We start from the raw sequence: 17,167 nt of genomic DNA on the forward strand, positions 1-17,167 counted from the left end.
AGGTCATTCGCTTTGGTTAGTATTCACACCCGCTTCAGTGGGAAACAAAAATCCTGCTAATTGGTCGAAGCATTGGTATGCGGCAAATCCGCAAGGAACAGGTTGATTATGTACGAAGCTCTTTTAGTTATTTTCCTTATTGTAGCCATCGCTCTTGTAGCGCTGATCATGCTGCAGCAAGGTAAAGGCGCTGATATGGGAGCCTCCTTCGGAGCAGGCGCTTCAGGTACGCTGTTTGGTTCAAGTGGTTCTGCGAACTTCATGACCCGTACAACGGCGATTCTGGCTACGCTGTTCTTCATCATCAGTCTGGTGCTGGGTAATATCAACAGCAACAAGACCAGCAAAGGAAGCGAGTGGGAAAATTTGAGCGCGCCAGCGAAAACTGAGCAAACTCAGCCAGCTGCACCGGCTAAGCCGACCAGCGATATCCCGCAGTAAGTATTCAGTACCGAGGTGGTGGAATTGGTAGACACGCTACCTTGAGGTGGTAGTGCCCTAACGGGCTTGTGGGTTCGAGTCCCATCCTCGGTACCAATATTCCAGAAGAAAGACGTCGCAAGACGTCTTTTTTTTCGTCTGTATATTGTGGTGGCGGCCGAAATGGCGGGTGGCGCTGCGCTTACCCGCCCTACAAATACCAAATAAAAAAGGCGCCTGTCGGGCGCCTTTTGCATGTCTTGCTGTCGATTACTTCTTATCGCTGTGTTCCAGGTTTTCAACCTGCGGCAGGCCGTTACCGGAACTGGCGGAGAGCAAGCCATTCTCAACATAGTTGAACAGCTTCTCGCGGGTATCGGTGATGTCCAGGTTACGCATGGTCAGTTGACCGATACGGTCATCCGGAGAGAAGACCGAATCACCTTTCTCCATGGTCAGACGTTCTGCTTTATAGGTCAGGTTGTCAGACACGGTATTCAGGATGGAGTAGTCATTGCCGCGACGCAGTTCCAGCGTTACTTCACCGGTGATCGCGCTTGCCACCCAACGCTGAAGTGCATCACGCAGCATCAGCGCCTGCGGATCGAACCAGCGGCCCTGGTACAGCAGTTTACCCAACTGACGACCATGAGAGTGATACTGTTCGATAGTGTCTTCGTTATGAATACCGGTCAGCAGGCGCTCGTAAGCGATGTGCAGCAGCGCCATTCCCGGGGCTTCATAGATGCCACGGCTTTTCGCTTCGATGATACGGTTTTCAATCTGATCGCTCATGCCCAGACCGTGACGACCGCCAATGCGGTTAGCTTCCAGCATCAGCTCAACGTCGTCTGAGAAAGTTTTACCGTTCAGCGCAACCGGATGGCCGCGCTCGAAGCGTACGGTGACTTCTTCAGCCTGAATTTTGACGTTCTCGTCCCAGAACTTCACGCCCATGATCGGGTTAACGATCTTCACGCTGGAGTTCAGGAATTCCAGGTCTTTCGCTTCGTGCGTTGCACCCAGCATATTGGAGTCGGTGGAGTACGCTTTTTCGACGGACATCTTATAGTCAAAACCGCAGGCAATCATGAATTCAGACATCTCATGACGACCACCCAGTTCGTCGATGAAGTCGGTATCCAGCCACGGTTTGTAAATCTGCAGCTCGGCGTTGGTCAGCAGGCCATAACGATAGAAACGTTCGATATCGTTGCCTTTATAGGTACTGCCGTCACCCCAGATATTCACGCCATCTTCTTTCATGGCGGCAACCAGCATGGTGCCCGTCACGGCGCGGCCCAGCGGAGTGGTATTGAAATAGGTCAGGCCGCCAGTGGTGTTATGAAAAGCACCGCACTGAATCGCAGCGATACCTTCGGCTACCAGTTGCTTGCGGCAGTCAATCAGTCGTGCGTTCTCTGCGCCATACTCCATGGCACGACGAGGGATCGCGTCATAATCTTCCTCATCTGGCTGTCCCAGGTTCGCAGTATATGCATACGGAACCGCTCCCTTTTGGCGCATCCACAGCAGTGCAGCGCTGGTATCCAGGCCGCCTGAGAAAGCGATGCCAATACGTTGTCCTACCGGAAGATGCTTGAGAATCGTCGTCATATAATAAAACCCTGCTTGATTGACTGATTAGAGACCGCTTTCGCTCTCTTGTGCATTTTTATGCAAAATAAGTGAGTATTCATTTAATCATCTTTTGCCGAAGACCGGAAGAGACTCATGCGTTTTTTGTAAAAAATTTGGTCTAATCGATCTGGCGGAAGTCGCCTTGACAGGCGGGGTCAACTATCAATATACTGAACGCCGATTTTACGTCCCGTCTTCGGTACCAAATCCCAGCATTATTTGCATTTTCTACCTAAAACGCGTAGAATTTGCCACGTTTCAGGCGCGGGGTGGAGCAGCCTGGTAGCTCGTCGGGCTCATAACCCGAAGGTCGTCGGTTCAAATCCGGCCCCCGCAACCACTTTCCCATAAAGTTCTTTTTCAAATATACTGTGAAGACTTAGAGCCTTCGTAGCTGGATTTGAAAAAATTCTTTCGGAGAGTGCTCCAGGCCACAGTTGTGGCTATAGGGTTCAGTTATCTAAAGCCCCGATTTATCGGGGTTTTTTGTTATCTGACTACAGAATAACTGGGCTTTACGCCCTTTTTTTATGTCTTGGGGGTGGGCTTGTCCACATTAGAGCAAAAATTAACAGAGATGATTACTGCACCGGTCGAAGCACTGGGCTACGAACTGGTCGGCATCGAATTCGTTCGCGGCCGTACATCGACGCTGCGCATCTATATTGATAGTGAAGATGGCATCAATGTTGATGATTGTGCTGATGTTAGCCACCAGGTGAGTGCGGTTCTTGATGTTGAAGACCCGATTACCGTTGCGTACAACCTGGAAGTTTCCTCACCTGGCCTCGATCGCCCGATGTTCACGGCCGAGCACTATGTGCGCTTTACCGGTGAAGAAGTGGCTCTCGTTCTGCGTATGGCCGTACAGAACCGCCGTAAATGGCAGGGAATTATCAAAGCCGTTGATGGTGAAATGATCACGGTGACAGTCGACGGCAAAGATGAAGTGTTCGCGCTGAGTAATATCCAGAAGGCGAACCTGGTTCCCCACTTTTAACAGTCTGGATTGAGGTGAAAAGCCCGCGATGAACAAAGAAATTTTGGCTGTTGTTGAAGCCGTCTCCAACGAGAAATCACTGCCGCGTGAGAAGATTTTCGAAGCGCTGGAAAGTGCACTGGCTACAGCAACCAAGAAAAAATACGAACAAGAGATCGATGTTCGCGTAGAAATCGATCGTAAAAGCGGTGACTTCGATACATTCCGTCGTTGGGTAATCGTTGAAGAAGTGACCCAGCCGACCAAAGAGATCACGCTGGAAGCCGCCCGTTTTGAAGACGAAAGTCTGAACGTGGGTGAGTACGTTGAAGATCAGATTGAATCTGTCACCTTCGACCGTATCACGACTCAGACCGCTAAACAGGTTATCGTGCAGAAAGTTCGCGAAGCCGAGCGCGCGCTGGTTGTCGATCAGTTCCGCGATCAGGAAGGCGAGATCATCACCGGCGTGGTGAAGAAAGTGAACCGCGACAACATCTCCCTGGAGATCAAATCCGAAGGGTTGCCGGGTAACGCTGAAGCCGTGATCCTGCGTGAAGATATGCTGCCGCGTGAAAACTTCCGTCCAGGCGACCGTATTCGTGGTGTTCTGTACGCCGTTCGCCCTGAAGCGCGTGGTGCACAGCTGTTCGTGACCCGTTCTAAACCAGAAATGCTGGTTGAACTGTTCCGTATCGAAGTGCCGGAAATCGGTGAAGAAGTTATCGAGATCAAAGCGGCGGCTCGCGATCCGGGTTCCCGTGCGAAAATCGCGGTGAAAACCAACGACAAGCGTATCGACCCGGTCGGTGCTTGCGTCGGTATGCGCGGCGCGCGTGTTCAGGCGGTTTCGACCGAACTGGGCGGCGAGCGTATCGATATCGTTCTGTGGGACGACAACCCGGCGCAGTTCGTGATCAACGCAATGGCTCCAGCTGATGTGGCGTCTATCGTTGTTGACGAAGACAAACACACCATGGATATCGCTGTAGAAGCGGGCAACCTGGCGCAGGCGATTGGCCGTAACGGTCAGAACGTACGTCTGGCGTCACAGCTGAGCGGCTGGGAACTCAACGTGATGACCGTTGACGACCTGCAGGCTAAGCATCAGGCTGAAGCCCACGCGGCGATCGATACCTTCACTAAATACCTCGACATTGACGAAGATTTCGCCACTGTTCTGGTTGAAGAAGGTTTCTCTACGCTGGAAGAACTGGCCTATGTGCCAATGAAAGAGCTGCTGGAAATTGACGGTCTGGATGAACAGACAGTTGAAGCCCTGCGTGAACGCGCTAAAAACGCACTGACCACCCTGGCACTGGCTCAGGAAGAAAGCCTTGGCGATAAGAAGCCGGCTGATGACCTGCTGAATCTGGAAGGTCTTGATCGTGCGATTGCGTTCAAGCTGGCTGCCCGTGGTGTTTGTACGCTGGAAGATCTCGCTGAGCAAGGCGTTGATGACCTGGCTGATATCGAAGGTTTAACCGACGAGAAAGCCGGCGAGCTCATCATGGCCGCACGTAATATTTGCTGGTTCGGCGACGAAGCGTAATAAACTGTAGCAGGAAGGAACAGCATGACTGATGTAACTGTAAAATCGCTGGCTGCTGAGATTCAGACCTCCGTGGACCGCCTGGTACAGCAATTTGCTGATGCAGGGATCCCGAAGTCCGCTGATGACTCGGTGACCGCGCAAGAAAAACAAACCTTGTTAACGCACCTGAACCGTGAACACGGCTCTACGCCTGACAAGTTAACGCTGCAGCGCAAAACGCGTAGCACGTTAAACATCCCTGGTACCGGTGGCAAAAGCAAATCGGTACAAATTGAAGTCCGCAAGACGCGCACCTTTGTAAAACGTGATCCGCAAGAGGCAGAACGCCTTGCCGCGGAAGAGCAGGCACAGCGTGAAGCGGAAGAACAAGCTCAGCGTGAGGCGGAAGCAACCGCCAAACGTGAAGCAGAATTAAAAGCTGAACGTGAGGCCGCAGAAAAAGCGAAACGCGACGCAAGTGATAAAGTGAAGCGTGACGCTGCGGAAAAAGACAAAGTGAGCAATCAACAGACAGACGAAATGACAAAAACCGCCCAGGCTGAAAAAGCCCGCCGTGAAAATGAAGCTGCCGAGCTTAAGCGTAAAGCGGAAGAAGAAGCCCGCCGTAAGCTGGAAGAAGAAGCTCGCCGTGTTGCTGAAGAAGCGCGCCGTATGGCAGAAGAAAACGAGAAGAATGGCGTGAATACCGCTGAAACGACTGAAGACACCAGCGACTATCATGTGACCACTTCTCAGCACGCGCGTCAGGCTGAAGACGACAACGACCGTGAAGTTGAAGGCGGCCGTGGCCGTGGTCGTAACACCAAAGCCGCGCGTCCAGCGAAAAAAGGTAACAAGCACGCTGAATCTAAAGCTGACCGTGAAGAAGCGCGTGCAGCCGTTCGCGGTGGTAAAGGCGGCAAGCGTAAAGGTTCCGCTCTGCAGCAGGGCTTCCAGAAGCCAGCTCAGGCCGTTAACCGTGACGTTGTGATTGGTGAAACCATCACCGTTGGCGATCTGGCGAACAAGATGGCCGTTAAAGGCTCTCAGGTCATCAAAGCGATGATGAAGCTGGGTGCAATGGCGACCATCAACCAGGTCATCGACCAGGAAACCGCACAGCTGGTTGCTGAAGAGATGGGCCACAAAGTTATCCTGCGTCGTGAAAACGAACTGGAAGAAGCAGTAATGAGCGACCGTGACACTGGCGCAGCGGCTGAACCGCGTGCACCTGTTGTGACCATCATGGGTCACGTTGACCACGGTAAAACCTCTCTGCTTGACTACATTCGCTCGACTAAAGTGGCATCCGGCGAAGCGGGTGGTATTACCCAGCACATCGGTGCTTACCATGTAGAAACCGAAAACGGCATGATCACCTTCCTGGATACCCCAGGCCACGCAGCGTTTACCTCAATGCGTGCTCGTGGTGCTCAGGCAACGGATATCGTTGTACTGGTTGTTGCGGCAGACGATGGCGTGATGCCACAGACCATTGAAGCTATCCAGCACGCAAAAGCGGCGCAGGTACCTCTGGTTGTTGCAGTCAACAAAATCGATAAGCCAGAAGCCGATATGGATCGCGTGAAGAACGAACTGTCTCAGTACGGCGTTATGCCGGAAGAGTGGGGCGGTGAAGCACAGTTCATCCCAGTATCTGCAAAAGCAGGTACCGGTATTGACGACCTGCTGAACGCTATCCTGCTGCAGGCTGAAGTTCTGGAGCTCAAAGCGGTTCGTAAAGGTATGGCAAGCGGCGCGGTTATCGAATCCTTCCTGGATAAAGGTCGTGGTCCGGTTGCAACCGTTCTGGTTCGCGAAGGCACGCTGAACAAAGGCGACATCGTTCTGTGTGGTTTCGAATACGGCCGCGTTCGTGCGATGCGTAACGAACTGGGTCAGGAAGTCCTGGAAGCGGGTCCGTCCATTCCAGTGGAAATCCTGGGCCTGTCCGGTGTTCCGGCTGCCGGTGACGAAGTGACCGTTGTGCGTGACGAGAAGAAAGCGCGTGAAGTTGCACTGTATCGTCAGGGTAAATTCCGTGAAGTTAAACTGGCTCGTCAGCAGAAATCTAAACTCGAGAACATGTTCGCGAACATGACCGAGGGCGAAGTTCACGAAGTGAACGTTGTTCTGAAAGCTGACGTTCAGGGTTCTGTGGAAGCGATCTCCGACTCCTTGCTGAAACTGTCTACCGACGAAGTGAAAGTGAAGATCATCGGTTCTGGCGTAGGTGGTATCACCGAAACCGACGCAACCCTGGCTGCTGCCTCCAACGCTATCCTGGTTGGCTTCAACGTTCGTGCGGATGCGTCTGCGCGTAAAGTGATTGAAGCTGAAAGCCTGGATCTGCGCTACTACTCCGTCATCTATAACCTGATCGACGAAGTGAAAGCAGCGATGAGCGGCATGCTGTCTCCTGAGCTGAAACAGCAGATCATCGGTCTGGCTGAAGTACGTGACGTGTTCAAATCACCGAAATTCGGTGCGATCGCGGGCTGTATGGTTACCGAAGGTAACATCAAGCGTCACAACCCAATCCGCGTACTGCGTGACAACGTGGTTATCTACGAAGGCGAGCTGGAATCCCTGCGCCGCTTCAAAGATGACGTTAACGAAGTCCGTAACGGCATGGAATGTGGTATCGGCGTGAAGAACTACAACGACGTTCGCGTTGGCGATATGATCGAAGTGTTCGAGATCATCGAAATTCAGCGTACCATCGCTTAATTACCGATTGTAAGCCGGGATCGCCTCGCGCCACCCGGCAATAATTTTAAAAGGGGCTTTTAGCCCCTTTTTTGTCTGGAGAATTTATTATGGCGAAAGAATTTGGTCGCCCTCAGCGCGTAGCGCAGGAAATGCAGAAAGAGATCGCACTCATTCTGCAACGTGAAATTAAAGACCCGCGTATTGGTATGATGACCACCGTGTCTGGCGTTGAGATGTCCCGCGATCTGGCGTATGCCAAAGTGTTCGTGACTTTCCTGAACGATCAGGACGAAGCCGCGGTGAAAAACGGCATTAAAGCGCTGCAGGAAGCCTCTGGTTTCATCCGCTCTCTGCTCGGCAAAGCGATGCGTCTGCGTATCGTGCCTGAGCTGACCTTCTTCTACGATAACTCGCTGGTAGAAGGTATGCGCATGTCCAACCTGGTGACCAGCGTGGTGAAACATGACGATGAGCGTCGTGTGAACCCAGCGGACGACAGCAAGGAGGACTGATGAGTCGTCCTCGTCGTCGCGGTCGCGACGTGCATGGCGTACTGCTGCTGGATAAACCGCAGGGCGCATCCAGCAACGACGTACTGCAAAAAGTGAAGCGTATTTTTAACGCCAACCGTGCGGGCCATACGGGCGCGCTGGATCCGCTGGCGACCGGTATGCTGCCGGTTTGCCTGGGAGAGGCGACAAAGTTCTCCCAGTATCTGCTGGATTCCGATAAGCGTTATCGCGTTATCGCTAAACTGGGCCAGCGCACGGATACCTCCGACGCGGATGGCCAGGTAGTCGAAGAGCGCCCGGTGACCTTCAGCGCAGAGCAGCTTGATGCGGCGCTGGAAAGCTTCCGTGGTGACACGATGCAGGTGCCGTCGATGTATTCGGCGCTGAAATATCAGGGCAAGAAGCTCTACGAATATGCGCGCCAGGGCATCGACGTTCCGCGTGAAGCCCGTCCGATTACCGTGTATGAACTGCTGTTCATTCGCCATGAAGGCGATGAGCTGGAGCTGGAAGTACACTGTTCGAAAGGCACCTATATTCGTACCATCATCGATGACCTCGGTGAAAAGCTGGGCTGCGGGGCGCATGTGATTTACTTGCGTCGTCTGGCGGTGAGCAAGTACCCGGTGGAGCGGATGGTGACCCTGGAACATCTGCACGCGCTGGTTGAACAGGCGGAAGCGCAGGGGATCGCGCCGGCAGATTTGCTCGATTCCTTGCTGATGCCAATGGACAGTCCGGCGGCGGACTTCCCGATCGTTAATCTTCCTTTAACATCGTCCGTTTACTTTAAGAACGGCAACCCGGTTCGTACGGCGGATGCGCCGCTTGAAGGGCTGGTACGCGTGACGGAAGGTGACGACGGGAAATTCATCGGTATGGGCGAAATGGACGGTGAAGGGCGCGTTGCGCCGCGTCGTCTGGTCGTCGAGTATCCGATCGAAGCGTGACGGCGATAACACCTCACCTTGCGATAAGCAGGGGAGACGAGTAGAATATCGCCGCTTAACGATCTGCAAATTGTTTAACAATTTGTTGGTCGTATACTGGGATTGCTGAATTAGAGATCGGCATCCTTACATTCTTTATATTCTGGAGTTTGAAAATGTCTCTAAGCGTTGAAGCTAAAGCTAAAATCGTTTCTGAGTTTGGTCGTGGTACTAACGACAGCGGTTCTACCGAAGTTCAGGTTGCACTGCTGACTGCACAGATTAACCACCTGCAGGGTCACTTTGCAGAGCACAAAAAAGATCACCACAGCCGTCGTGGTCTGCTGCGTATGGTTTCTCAGCGTCGTAAACTGCTCGACTACCTGAAACGTAAAGATGTTGCACGTTACACCGCGCTGATCGAGCGTCTGGGTCTGCGTCGCTAAGTCTTGCGAGTTTCAGAAAAGGGGGCCTGATGGCCCCTTTTTTCAACCAGACGGCAGCAATTCACTGGAAACTATTGTATTGTTGCTATAAATGATCTTCATTGCAGAGGTTCGCGCGGCTAATGAGAGGCTTCACCCATGGGGGTGTCGGTTGTCATTAGTCGCGAGGATGCGAAGAAGGTCGGGTTAAATCGTCAGCACACCTGTGGTGTGCTGTCATACATTTAAGAAAGGACAGAACTTTGCTGAATCCGATCGTTCGTAAATTCCAGTATGGTCAACATACCGTCACGCTGGAAACCGGCATGATGGCACGTCAGGCTACTGCTGCCGTTATGGTAAGCATGGATGACACCGCGGTATTCGTTACCGTTGTTGGCCAGAAAAAAGCTAAACCAGGTCAGGACTTCTTCCCGCTGACCGTTAACTACCAGGAGCGTACCTACGCTGCCGGTAAAATCCCGGGTGGTTTCTTCCGTCGTGAAGGCCGTCCAAGCGAAGGCGAAACCCTGATCGCGCGTCTGATTGACCGCCCGGTTCGTCCACTGTTCCCGGAAGGCTTCGTTAACGAAGTACAGGTTATCGCGACCGTTGTTTCCGTTAACCCACAGGTTAACCCGGACATCGTTGCGATGATCGGCGCATCTGCTGCCCTGTCACTGTCTGGTATTCCATTCAATGGCCCAATCGGTGCCGCGCGCGTTGGCTACATCAATGACCAGTACGTGCTGAACCCAACCCAGGAAGAGCTGAAAGAAAGTAAGCTGGACCTGGTGGTTGCCGGTACTGAAGCAGCGGTTCTGATGGTTGAATCCGAAGCTGAACTGCTGAGCGAAGACCAGATGCTGGGCGCTGTGGTATTTGGCCACGACCAGCAGCAGATCGTTATCCAGAACATCAACGACCTGGTGAAAGAAGCCGGTAAACCACGTTGGGACTGGCAGCCAGAAGCGGTTAACGACGCGCTGAATGCTCGCGTTGCTGCACTGGCAGGCGCACGTCTGAGCGATGCATACCGCATCACCGACAAACAAGAGCGTTACGCTCAGGTTGACGTCATCAAATCTGAAACCATCGCGACGCTGTTGGCTGAAGATGAATCCCTGGATGCTAACGAGCTGAGCGAAATTCTGCACGCTATCGAGAAAAACACCGTTCGTAGCCGCGTACTGGCAGGCGAACCGCGTATCGATGGCCGCGAAAAAGACATGATCCGTGGTCTGGACGTTCGTACTGGCGTACTGCCACGTACTCACGGTTCCGCACTGTTCACCCGTGGCGAAACGCAGGCGCTGGTTACCGCGACCCTGGGTACCGCACGTGACGCACAGAACATCGACGAACTGATGGGCGAGCGTACTGACAGCTTCCTGTTCCACTACAACTTCCCTCCGTACTCCGTAGGTGAGACCGGTATGGTTGGCTCGCCGAAGCGTCGTGAAATTGGTCACGGTCGTCTGGCGAAGCGCGGCGTACTGGCAGTGATGCCAGAAGCTGACAAATTCCCGTACACCGTTCGTGTGGTTTCTGAAATCACCGAATCTAACGGTTCTTCTTCCATGGCTTCCGTGTGTGGTGCCTCTCTGGCGCTGATGGATGCAGGCGTACCAATCAAAGCCGCTGTGGCTGGTATCGCTATGGGTCTGGTGAAAGAAGGCGACAACTTTGTTGTTCTGTCTGACATCCTGGGCGACGAAGACCACCTGGGCGATATGGACTTCAAAGTCGCGGGTTCCCGCGAAGGTATCTCTGCGCTGCAGATGGATATCAAAATTGAAGGTATCACCAAAGAGATCATGCAGGTTGCTCTGAACCAGGCTAAAGGTGCGCGTCTGCACATCCTGGGCGTGATGGAACAGGCGATTAACGCGCCACGTGGCGACATTTCTCAGTTCGCTCCGCGTATCCACACCATCAAGATCAATCCAGACAAGATCAAAGACGTTATCGGTAAGGGCGGTTCCGTAATCCGTGCGCTGACCGAAGAGACTGGCACCACGATCGAAATCGAAGATGACGGTACTGTGAAGATCGCAGCAACCGACGGCGAAAAAGCGAAATTCGCTATCCGCCGCATCGAAGAGATCACTGCAGAGATCGAAGTGGGCCGTATCTATGCCGGTAAAGTGACCCGTATCGTTGACTTTGGCGCATTCGTTGCCATCGGTGGCGGTAAAGAAGGTCTGGTTCACATCTCTCAGATCGCTGACAAGCGTGTTGAGAAAGTGACCGATTACCTGCAGATGGGTCAGGAAGTGCCGGTTAAGGTTCTGGAAGTTGACCGTCAGGGCCGTATCCGTCTGAGCATTAAAGAAGCAACCGAGCAGTCTCCTGCCGCTGCGCCAGAAGCGCCAGCCGCAGAACAAGGCGAGTAAGGTAGCATTTGCCCTCCGCTTCGGCGGAGGGTTTATTATCAGGCAGGACGCCTTGTTAAGCCGCCGGGGGACAGGACGTTCATCCAATAGTTGTCTTCGGGAGTGGGAAATGAAGCCTTTTTTGCGCTGGTGTTTCGTTGCGACAGCTTTAACGCTGGCAGGATGCAGCAACTCTGCCTGGCGTAAGAGCGAAGTCCTCGCAGTGCCATTGCAACCGACTTTGCAGCAGGAAGTGATTCTGGCACGCATGGAACAAATTCTTGCCAGTCGGGCTTTAACCGATGACGAACGCGCACAGCTTTTATATGAGCGCGGAGTGTTGTATGATAGTCTCGGTCTGAGGGCATTAGCGCGGAATGATTTTTCACAAGCGCTGGCAATTCGACCTGATATGCCTGAAGTATTCAATTACTTAGGCATTTACTTAACGCAGGCAGGCAATTTTGATGCTGCCTATGAAGCGTTTGATTCTGTACTTGAGCTTGATCCAACTTACAACTACGCGCACTTGAATCGCGGTATCGCATTGTATTACGGCGGTCGTGATAAGTTAGCGCAAGATGATCTGCTGGCGTTTTATCAAGACGATCCTAATGATCCTTTCCGCAGCCTGTGGCTTTACATCGTTGAGCAGAAGCTCGATGAGAAGCAGGCCAAAGAAGCACTGAAACAGCGCTTCGAGAAATCGGACAAGGAACAATGGGGATGGAACATTGTCGAGTTCTACCTGGGCAACATTAGCGAAGCAACGCTAATGGAACGCCTCAAGGCGGACGCAACGGATAACACCTCGCTCGCTGAGCATCTCAGTGAAACCAACTTCTATTTAGGTAAGTACTACCTAAGTCTGGGGGATATGGACAGCGCTACGGCACTGTTCAAATTAGCGGTTGCTAACAACGTACACAACTTCGTTGAGCACCGTTATGCATTGTTGGAATTATCGCTCTTGGGCCAGGAGCAAGACGACCTGGCAGAATCGGACCAGCAATAGCTGACGACATAAACATCAGCCCGTAATCTTTTGATTGCCATCACCTTAACTGGTGAGGGCGTTGTTGTTCGTCAATACACCTACTTTGAGCCGGTTCACACTTTCAATGAAAATTACCGAAAATTTTCACGATGAGTTATGTAGACTGGCCGCCATTAATATCGAGGCACTTGTACTACATGGCTGAATTCGAAACCACTTTTGCAGATCTGGGCCTGAAGGCTCCTATCCTTGAATCCCTTAACGATCTGGGTTACGAAAAACCATCTCCGATCCAGGCAGAATGCATACCGCATTTACTCGCCGGTCGTGACGTGCTGGGCATGGCCCAGACTGGTAGCGGAAAAACCGCAGCGTTCTCGCTGCCGCTGCTGAACAACATCGATCCGGACCTGCGTGCTCCGCAGATCCTCGTCCTGGCTCCAACCCGTGAACTGGCTGTTCAGGTTGCTGAAGCAATGACGGAATTCTCTAAACATATGCGCGGCGTAAACGTGGTAGCCCTGTACGGCGGCCAGCGTTATGACGTGCAGTTACGCGCCCTGCGCCAGGGCCCACAGATTGTCGTCGGTACGCCGGGCCGTCTGCTGGATCACCTGAAGCGCGGTACTCTGGACCTCTCTAAACTGAGCGGCCTGGTACTGGATGAAGCAGATGAAATGCTGCGTATGGGCTTCATCGAAGACGTCGAAACCATCATGGCGCAGATCCCGGAAGGTCATCAGACCGCTCTGTTCTCTGCAACCATGCCAGAAGCTATCCGTCGCATTACCCGCCGCTTCATGAAAGAGCCGCAGGAAGTGCGTATTCAGTCCAGCGTGACCACTCGCCCGGACATCAGCCAGAGCTACTGGTCTGTGTACGGCATGCGCAAAAACGAAGCGCTGGTACGTTTCCTGGAAGCAGAAGATTTTGATGCGGCGATCATCTTCGTTCGTACCAAAAACGCGACCCTGGAAGTGGCTGAAGCCCTGGAGCGTAGCGGCTACAACAGCGCAGCGCTGAACGGCGACATGAACCAGGCCCTGCGTGAGCAGACTCTGGAGCGTCTGAAAGACGGTCGTCTGGATATCCTGATTGCAACCGACGTGGCAGCACGTGGTCTGGACGTTGAGCGTATCAGCCTGGTTGTAAACTACGACATCCCAATGGATTCTGAGTCTTACGTTCACCGTATCGGTCGTACCGGTCGTGCGGGCCGTGCTGGCCGTGCGCTGCTGTTCGTTGAGAACCGCGAGCGTCGTCTGCTGCGTAACATTGAACGCACTATGAAGCTGACCATTCCAGAAGCTGACCTGCCAAACGCAGATCTGCTGGGCAAACGCCGTCTGGAAAAATTCGCCGCGAAAGTCCAGCAGCAGCTGGAAAGCAGCGATCTGGATCAGTACCGTGCGCTGCTGTCGCAGATTCAGCCTACCGCTGAAGGCGAAGAGCTGGATATGGAAACCCTGGCTGCAGCACTGCTGAAAATGGCTCAGGGCGAACGTAGCCTGATCGTGCCACCAGATGCGCCAATGCGTCCTAAGCGTGAATTCCGTGACCGTGACGATCGTTTCGAACGTCGTGGCGACCGTAATGACCGCAATGACCGTGGCCCACGCGGTGACCGTCCAGAGCGTGGTGGTGAAGACCGTCCACGTCGCGAGCGTCGTGACGCTGGCGAAATGGAACTGTACCGCATTGAAGTTGGCCGTGATGACGGTGTTGAAGTTCGTCATATCGTTGGCGCGATCGCTAACGAAGGCGACATCAGCAGCCGTTACATTGGTAACATCAAGCTGTTCGGCACTCACTCCACCATCGAACTGCCAAAAGGCATGCCGGGCGAAGTACTGCAGCACTTTACGCGTACTCGCATCCTGAACAAGCCGATGAACATGCAGCTGATGGGTGATGCACAGCCTCGCTCTGACCGCGGTGGCGAACGTCGTGGCGGTGGCCGCAGCTTCGGTGGAGAGCGTCGTGAAGGCGGTCGTAGCGAAGGTCGTGGTGAACCACGTCGTTTCTCCGGCGAACGCCGTGAAAGCCGTGGCCCACGTCGTGACGACAGCTCAAGCCGTCGCCGTGACGCGTAAGCCTTACGCCACTGACGTAAAGTAATATATACAGCCCCGATAATTGCTATCGGGGCTTTTTTTATTCCCTTTGTACTCTTGTACTGGTACAGTGCTGCACATTAAACTGCATACCACATTTTTGACTGGAGTAATGGCTGTATGGCGACACTAACCACCACCCAAACGTCACCCTCGCTGCTTGGCGGCGTGGTGATCATCGGCGGTACCATCATTGGTGCTGGGATGTTCTCCCTGCCAGTGGTCATGTCCGGTGCGTGGTTCTTCTGGTCGCTGGCGGCGCTGGTGTTCACCTGGTTTTGCATGCTCCACTCCGGGCTGATGATCCTTGAGGCGAACCTGAACTATCGCATTGGCTCCAGCTTCGACACCATCACCAAAGATCTGCTGGGCAAAGGCTGGAACCTGGTGAACGGGCTGTCCATCGCGTTTGTGCTCTACATCCTGACCTATGCGTATATCTCCGCGAGCGGCTCGATTCTGCATCACACTTTTGCTGAGATGTCGCTGAACGTTCCGGCGCGTCTGGCGGGGCTCTGCTTTGCACTGGGCGTGGCGTTTATCGTCTGGATGAGTACCAGGGCGGTGAGCCGCATGACGGCGATCGTGTTGGGCGCTAAGGTCATCACCTTCTTCCTGACCTTCGGCAGCCTGCTGGGGCACGTGACGCCCGCCACGCTGTTTAACGTCGCCGAAGTGAACACCTCCTACACGCCGTACCTGCTGATGACGCTGCCGTTCTGTCTGGCGTCGTTTGGTTATCACGGCAACGTGCCGAGCCTGATGAAGTACTACGGCAAAGATCCGCGCACCATTGTGAAGTGTCTGGTCTACGGTACGCTGCTGGCGCTGGGGCTGTACGTGATTTGGCTGCTGGGGACGATGGGCAACATCCCACGTCCAGAATTTATCGGCATTGCACAGAAGGGCGGTAACATCGACGTGCTGGTGCAGGCCCTGAGCGGCGTGCTGAACAGCCGCAGCCTGGATCTGCTGCTGGTGGTCTTCTCTAACTTTGCGGTGGCGAGTTCATTCCTCGGCGTGACCCTGGGGCTGTTTGACTACCTGGCGGATCTGTTTGGCTTTGATGATTCTGCGATGGGGCGCTTCAAAACCGCGCTGCTGACCTTCCTGCCGCCGATTGTGGGTGGTCTGCTGTGGCCGAACGGTTTCCTGTACGCCATCGGCTATGCCGGACTGGCGGCAACCATCTGGGCGGCGATTGTGCCAGCGCTGCTGGCGCGTAAATCACGTAAACGCTTCGGCAGCCCTAAATTCCGCGTCTGGGGCGGCAAGCCAATGATTGTGCTGATTCTGGTGTTTGGCGTTGGCAACGCGCTGGTACACGTGCTGTCGAGTTTTAACCTGTTGCCTGTTTACCAGTAAATACATTGCCCGGTGGCGCTACGCTTACCGGGCCTACAGGGATCGCGTAGGCCGGATAAGGCGAAGCCGCCATCCGGCAAAAAGGCTACCCCACCAACTCTTCTTTAACCTGCATCGCCAAATCAAACGAATGCAAACGCGCCTGGTGATCGAAAATCTGGCCGTTAACCATAATTTCATCCGCCTGCGTTTCGCGCAGCACCTCGTCCAGCCCGTGACGCACTTTCGCTTTATCACCCACCAGCGACATGCTCAGCGCCTGCTGAACGCCATACTGTTCGGAGGCTGACCACAGCTGATGCATATTCTCCACCGGCGGCGGCAGCTGGCCCGTCTCACCGCGACGCAGCTTCACAAATGCCTGCTGCATGGAGGTAAACAGGAATTCCGCGTCGCGATTGCTGTCGGCGGCAATGATGTTGATACAGACCATCGCGTACGGCTTCTCCAGACGCTCGGACGGTTTGAAGTTCGTGCGGTAAAGATGCAACGCCTGATGCAGCATATCCGGTGCGAAGTGCGAGGCGAAGGCAAACGGCAGCCCAAGCTGCGCGGCGAGCTGAGCGCTATACAGGCTTGATCCCAACAACCAAACCGGGATCTTCTCACCGTAGCCCGGGACCGGGCGCACGTGCGGGTTAGGATCGCGCGCGTCGAACCAGTCCACCAGCTCGGCCACGTCGCGCGGGAAGTTGTCGATATCGCCGCTCATATGGCGGCGCAGGGCACGCATGGTCGGCTGGTCGCTGCCCGGCGCACGACCAAGGCCCAAATCAATACGCCCCGGATAGAGAGTGTTCAGGGTGCCAAACTGCTCGGCAATCACCAGCGGGGCGTGGTTTGGCAGCATCACGCCGCCGGAGCCCAGGTGCAGGGTAGTGGTATTGGCTGCCAGATAGCCAATCAGTACCGAGGTGGCGGCGCTGGCGATGCCCACCATGTTGTGGTGCTCGGCCAGCCAGTAGCGGTGATAGCCACGCTTTTCGGCCAGCTGAGCGAGATCGAGAGAGTGCGAAAAGGCTTCTCGAGCCGAGGAACCCTGAGGGATCGGCGCCAGATCCAGCACCGAAAACGGAATGGTTTTGTCAGTCATAACAGCTCACTTTGTCGACGGTGAATCTTTAATACTGCATTAAAAAATGATAACCGTTGTTAACAAAGTGA

14 protein-coding genes and 2 tRNA genes are annotated in these 17,167 nt (G+C 54.0%); 14 read left to right on the forward strand and 2 right to left on the reverse strand.

Annotation, left to right across the window (positions count from 1 at the left end; genetic code table 11):
* Window positions 1-108: 108 nt before the first annotated feature.
* Entirely contained in the window at window positions 109-441 is a 333-nt protein-coding gene (secG, locus tag EXW94_RS10750; RefSeq protein WP_003861803.1) for a preprotein translocase subunit SecG, read from the forward strand.
* 9 nt (window positions 442-450) lie between these two features.
* Window positions 451-537: transfer RNA gene (locus EXW94_RS10755), tRNA-Leu, on the forward strand.
* Between the two features lie 153 nt (window positions 538-690).
* Here the strand turns inward: EXW94_RS10755 and argG are convergent.
* Complete coding sequence (gene argG / locus EXW94_RS10760) at window positions 691-2,037, reverse strand: argininosuccinate synthase (protein WP_006178761.1); 1,347 nt, start codon at window positions 2,035-2,037, stop codon at window positions 691-693.
* 287 nt (window positions 2,038-2,324) lie between these two features.
* On the opposite strand from argG, the gene EXW94_RS10765 reads away from it, so the two are divergent.
* The 12 genes from EXW94_RS10765 to mtr all read left to right on the forward strand — a co-directional run bounded on the left by EXW94_RS10765 (window position 2,325) and on the right by mtr (window position 16,003).
* A tRNA-Met gene (locus tag EXW94_RS10765) sits at window positions 2,325-2,401 on the forward strand.
* 207 nt (window positions 2,402-2,608) lie between these two features.
* The gene (gene rimP, locus EXW94_RS10770; RefSeq protein ID WP_032639709.1) at window positions 2,609-3,061 is read left to right on the forward strand and encodes a ribosome maturation factor RimP; all 453 of its coding nucleotides are present in this window, start codon (window positions 2,609-2,611) and stop codon (window positions 3,059-3,061) included.
* A gap of 28 nt (window positions 3,062-3,089) precedes the next feature.
* Window positions 3,090-4,592 carry a transcription termination factor NusA gene (nusA, locus tag EXW94_RS10775; RefSeq protein WP_063143573.1) on the forward strand — a complete coding sequence of 501 codons (1,503 nt, stop codon included), beginning with the start codon at window positions 3,090-3,092 and terminating at the stop codon, window positions 4,590-4,592.
* 24 nt (window positions 4,593-4,616) lie between these two features.
* Window positions 4,617-7,304: a translation initiation factor IF-2 gene (infB, locus tag EXW94_RS10780; protein ID WP_174340071.1), complete on the forward strand. Its 2,688-nt coding sequence runs from the start codon at window positions 4,617-4,619 to the stop codon at window positions 7,302-7,304.
* A gap of 89 nt (window positions 7,305-7,393) precedes the next feature.
* On the forward strand, window positions 7,394-7,798 hold the full coding sequence (rbfA, locus tag EXW94_RS10785) for a 30S ribosome-binding factor RbfA (RefSeq protein ID WP_010435986.1): 405 nt from the start codon (window positions 7,394-7,396) through the stop codon (window positions 7,796-7,798).
* A complete protein-coding gene (truB, locus tag EXW94_RS10790; protein ID WP_174340072.1) occupies window positions 7,798-8,748 on the forward strand; it encodes a tRNA pseudouridine(55) synthase TruB in 951 nt (316 codons plus the stop codon). Before rbfA ends, truB begins: the two co-directional genes overlap by 1 nt.
* A gap of 155 nt (window positions 8,749-8,903) precedes the next feature.
* Window positions 8,904-9,173: a 30S ribosomal protein S15 gene (gene rpsO, locus EXW94_RS10795; protein WP_003861789.1), complete on the forward strand. Its 270-nt coding sequence runs from the start codon at window positions 8,904-8,906 to the stop codon at window positions 9,171-9,173.
* 242 nt (window positions 9,174-9,415) lie between these two features.
* Window positions 9,416-11,548, forward strand: a complete 2,133-nt coding sequence (gene pnp, locus EXW94_RS10800; protein ID WP_089599830.1) for a polyribonucleotide nucleotidyltransferase — start codon at window positions 9,416-9,418, stop codon at window positions 11,546-11,548.
* Window positions 11,549-11,657: 109 nt separating this feature from the next.
* Entirely contained in the window at window positions 11,658-12,542 is an 885-nt protein-coding gene (nlpI, locus tag EXW94_RS10805) for a lipoprotein NlpI (RefSeq protein WP_003861782.1), read from the forward strand.
* A gap of 106 nt (window positions 12,543-12,648) precedes the next feature.
* On the forward strand, window positions 12,649-12,729 hold the full coding sequence (gene yrbN, locus EXW94_RS10810; protein ID WP_098946273.1) for a protein YrbN: 81 nt from the start codon (window positions 12,649-12,651) through the stop codon (window positions 12,727-12,729).
* Entirely contained in the window at window positions 12,722-14,617 is a 1,896-nt protein-coding gene (locus EXW94_RS10815) for a DEAD/DEAH family ATP-dependent RNA helicase (protein WP_174340073.1), read from the forward strand. The genes yrbN and EXW94_RS10815 overlap by 8 nt, the downstream gene beginning before the upstream one ends.
* 141 nt (window positions 14,618-14,758) lie before the next feature.
* Window positions 14,759-16,003 (forward strand): tryptophan permease, encoded by a 1,245-nt coding sequence (gene mtr / locus EXW94_RS10820; protein WP_174340074.1) that lies wholly within the window; start codon window positions 14,759-14,761, stop codon window positions 16,001-16,003.
* Between the two features lie 85 nt (window positions 16,004-16,088).
* Here mtr and EXW94_RS10825 read toward each other — a convergent pair whose 3' ends face one another.
* Window positions 16,089-17,096 carry a luciferase-like monooxygenase gene (locus EXW94_RS10825; protein ID WP_174340075.1) on the reverse strand — a complete coding sequence of 336 codons (1,008 nt, stop codon included), beginning with the start codon at window positions 17,094-17,096 and terminating at the stop codon, window positions 16,089-16,091.
* Window positions 17,097-17,167 lie beyond the last annotated feature (71 nt).

This window comes from Enterobacter sp. JMULE2 (assembly GCF_013337145.1).
Taxonomy (GTDB): Bacteria; Pseudomonadota; Gammaproteobacteria; order Enterobacterales; family Enterobacteriaceae; genus Enterobacter; species Enterobacter mori.

Excerpts from the sequence above, each read along its gene's own strand:
- secG (WP_003861803.1), top strand. The coding sequence starts at position 109 with ATGTACGAAGCTCTTTTAGTTATTTTCCTTATTGTAGCCATCGCTCTT.
- argG (WP_006178761.1), bottom strand. The coding sequence starts at position 2,037 with ATGACGACGATTCTCAAGCATCTTCCGGTAGGACAACGTATTGGCATC.
- nusA (WP_063143573.1), top strand. The coding sequence starts at position 3,090 with ATGAACAAAGAAATTTTGGCTGTTGTTGAAGCCGTCTCCAACGAGAAA.
- infB (WP_174340071.1), top strand. The coding sequence starts at position 4,617 with ATGACTGATGTAACTGTAAAATCGCTGGCTGCTGAGATTCAGACCTCC.
- rbfA (WP_010435986.1), top strand. The coding sequence starts at position 7,394 with ATGGCGAAAGAATTTGGTCGCCCTCAGCGCGTAGCGCAGGAAATGCAG.
- truB (WP_174340072.1), top strand. The coding sequence starts at position 7,798 with ATGAGTCGTCCTCGTCGTCGCGGTCGCGACGTGCATGGCGTACTGCTG.
- rpsO (WP_003861789.1), top strand. The coding sequence starts at position 8,904 with ATGTCTCTAAGCGTTGAAGCTAAAGCTAAAATCGTTTCTGAGTTTGGT.
- nlpI (WP_003861782.1), top strand. The coding sequence starts at position 11,658 with ATGAAGCCTTTTTTGCGCTGGTGTTTCGTTGCGACAGCTTTAACGCTG.
- yrbN (WP_098946273.1), top strand. The coding sequence starts at position 12,649 with ATGAAAATTACCGAAAATTTTCACGATGAGTTATGTAGACTGGCCGCC.
- EXW94_RS10815 (WP_174340073.1), top strand. The coding sequence starts at position 12,722 with ATGGCTGAATTCGAAACCACTTTTGCAGATCTGGGCCTGAAGGCTCCT.
- mtr (WP_174340074.1), top strand. The coding sequence starts at position 14,759 with ATGGCGACACTAACCACCACCCAAACGTCACCCTCGCTGCTTGGCGGC.
- EXW94_RS10825 (WP_174340075.1), bottom strand. The coding sequence starts at position 17,096 with ATGACTGACAAAACCATTCCGTTTTCGGTGCTGGATCTGGCGCCGATC.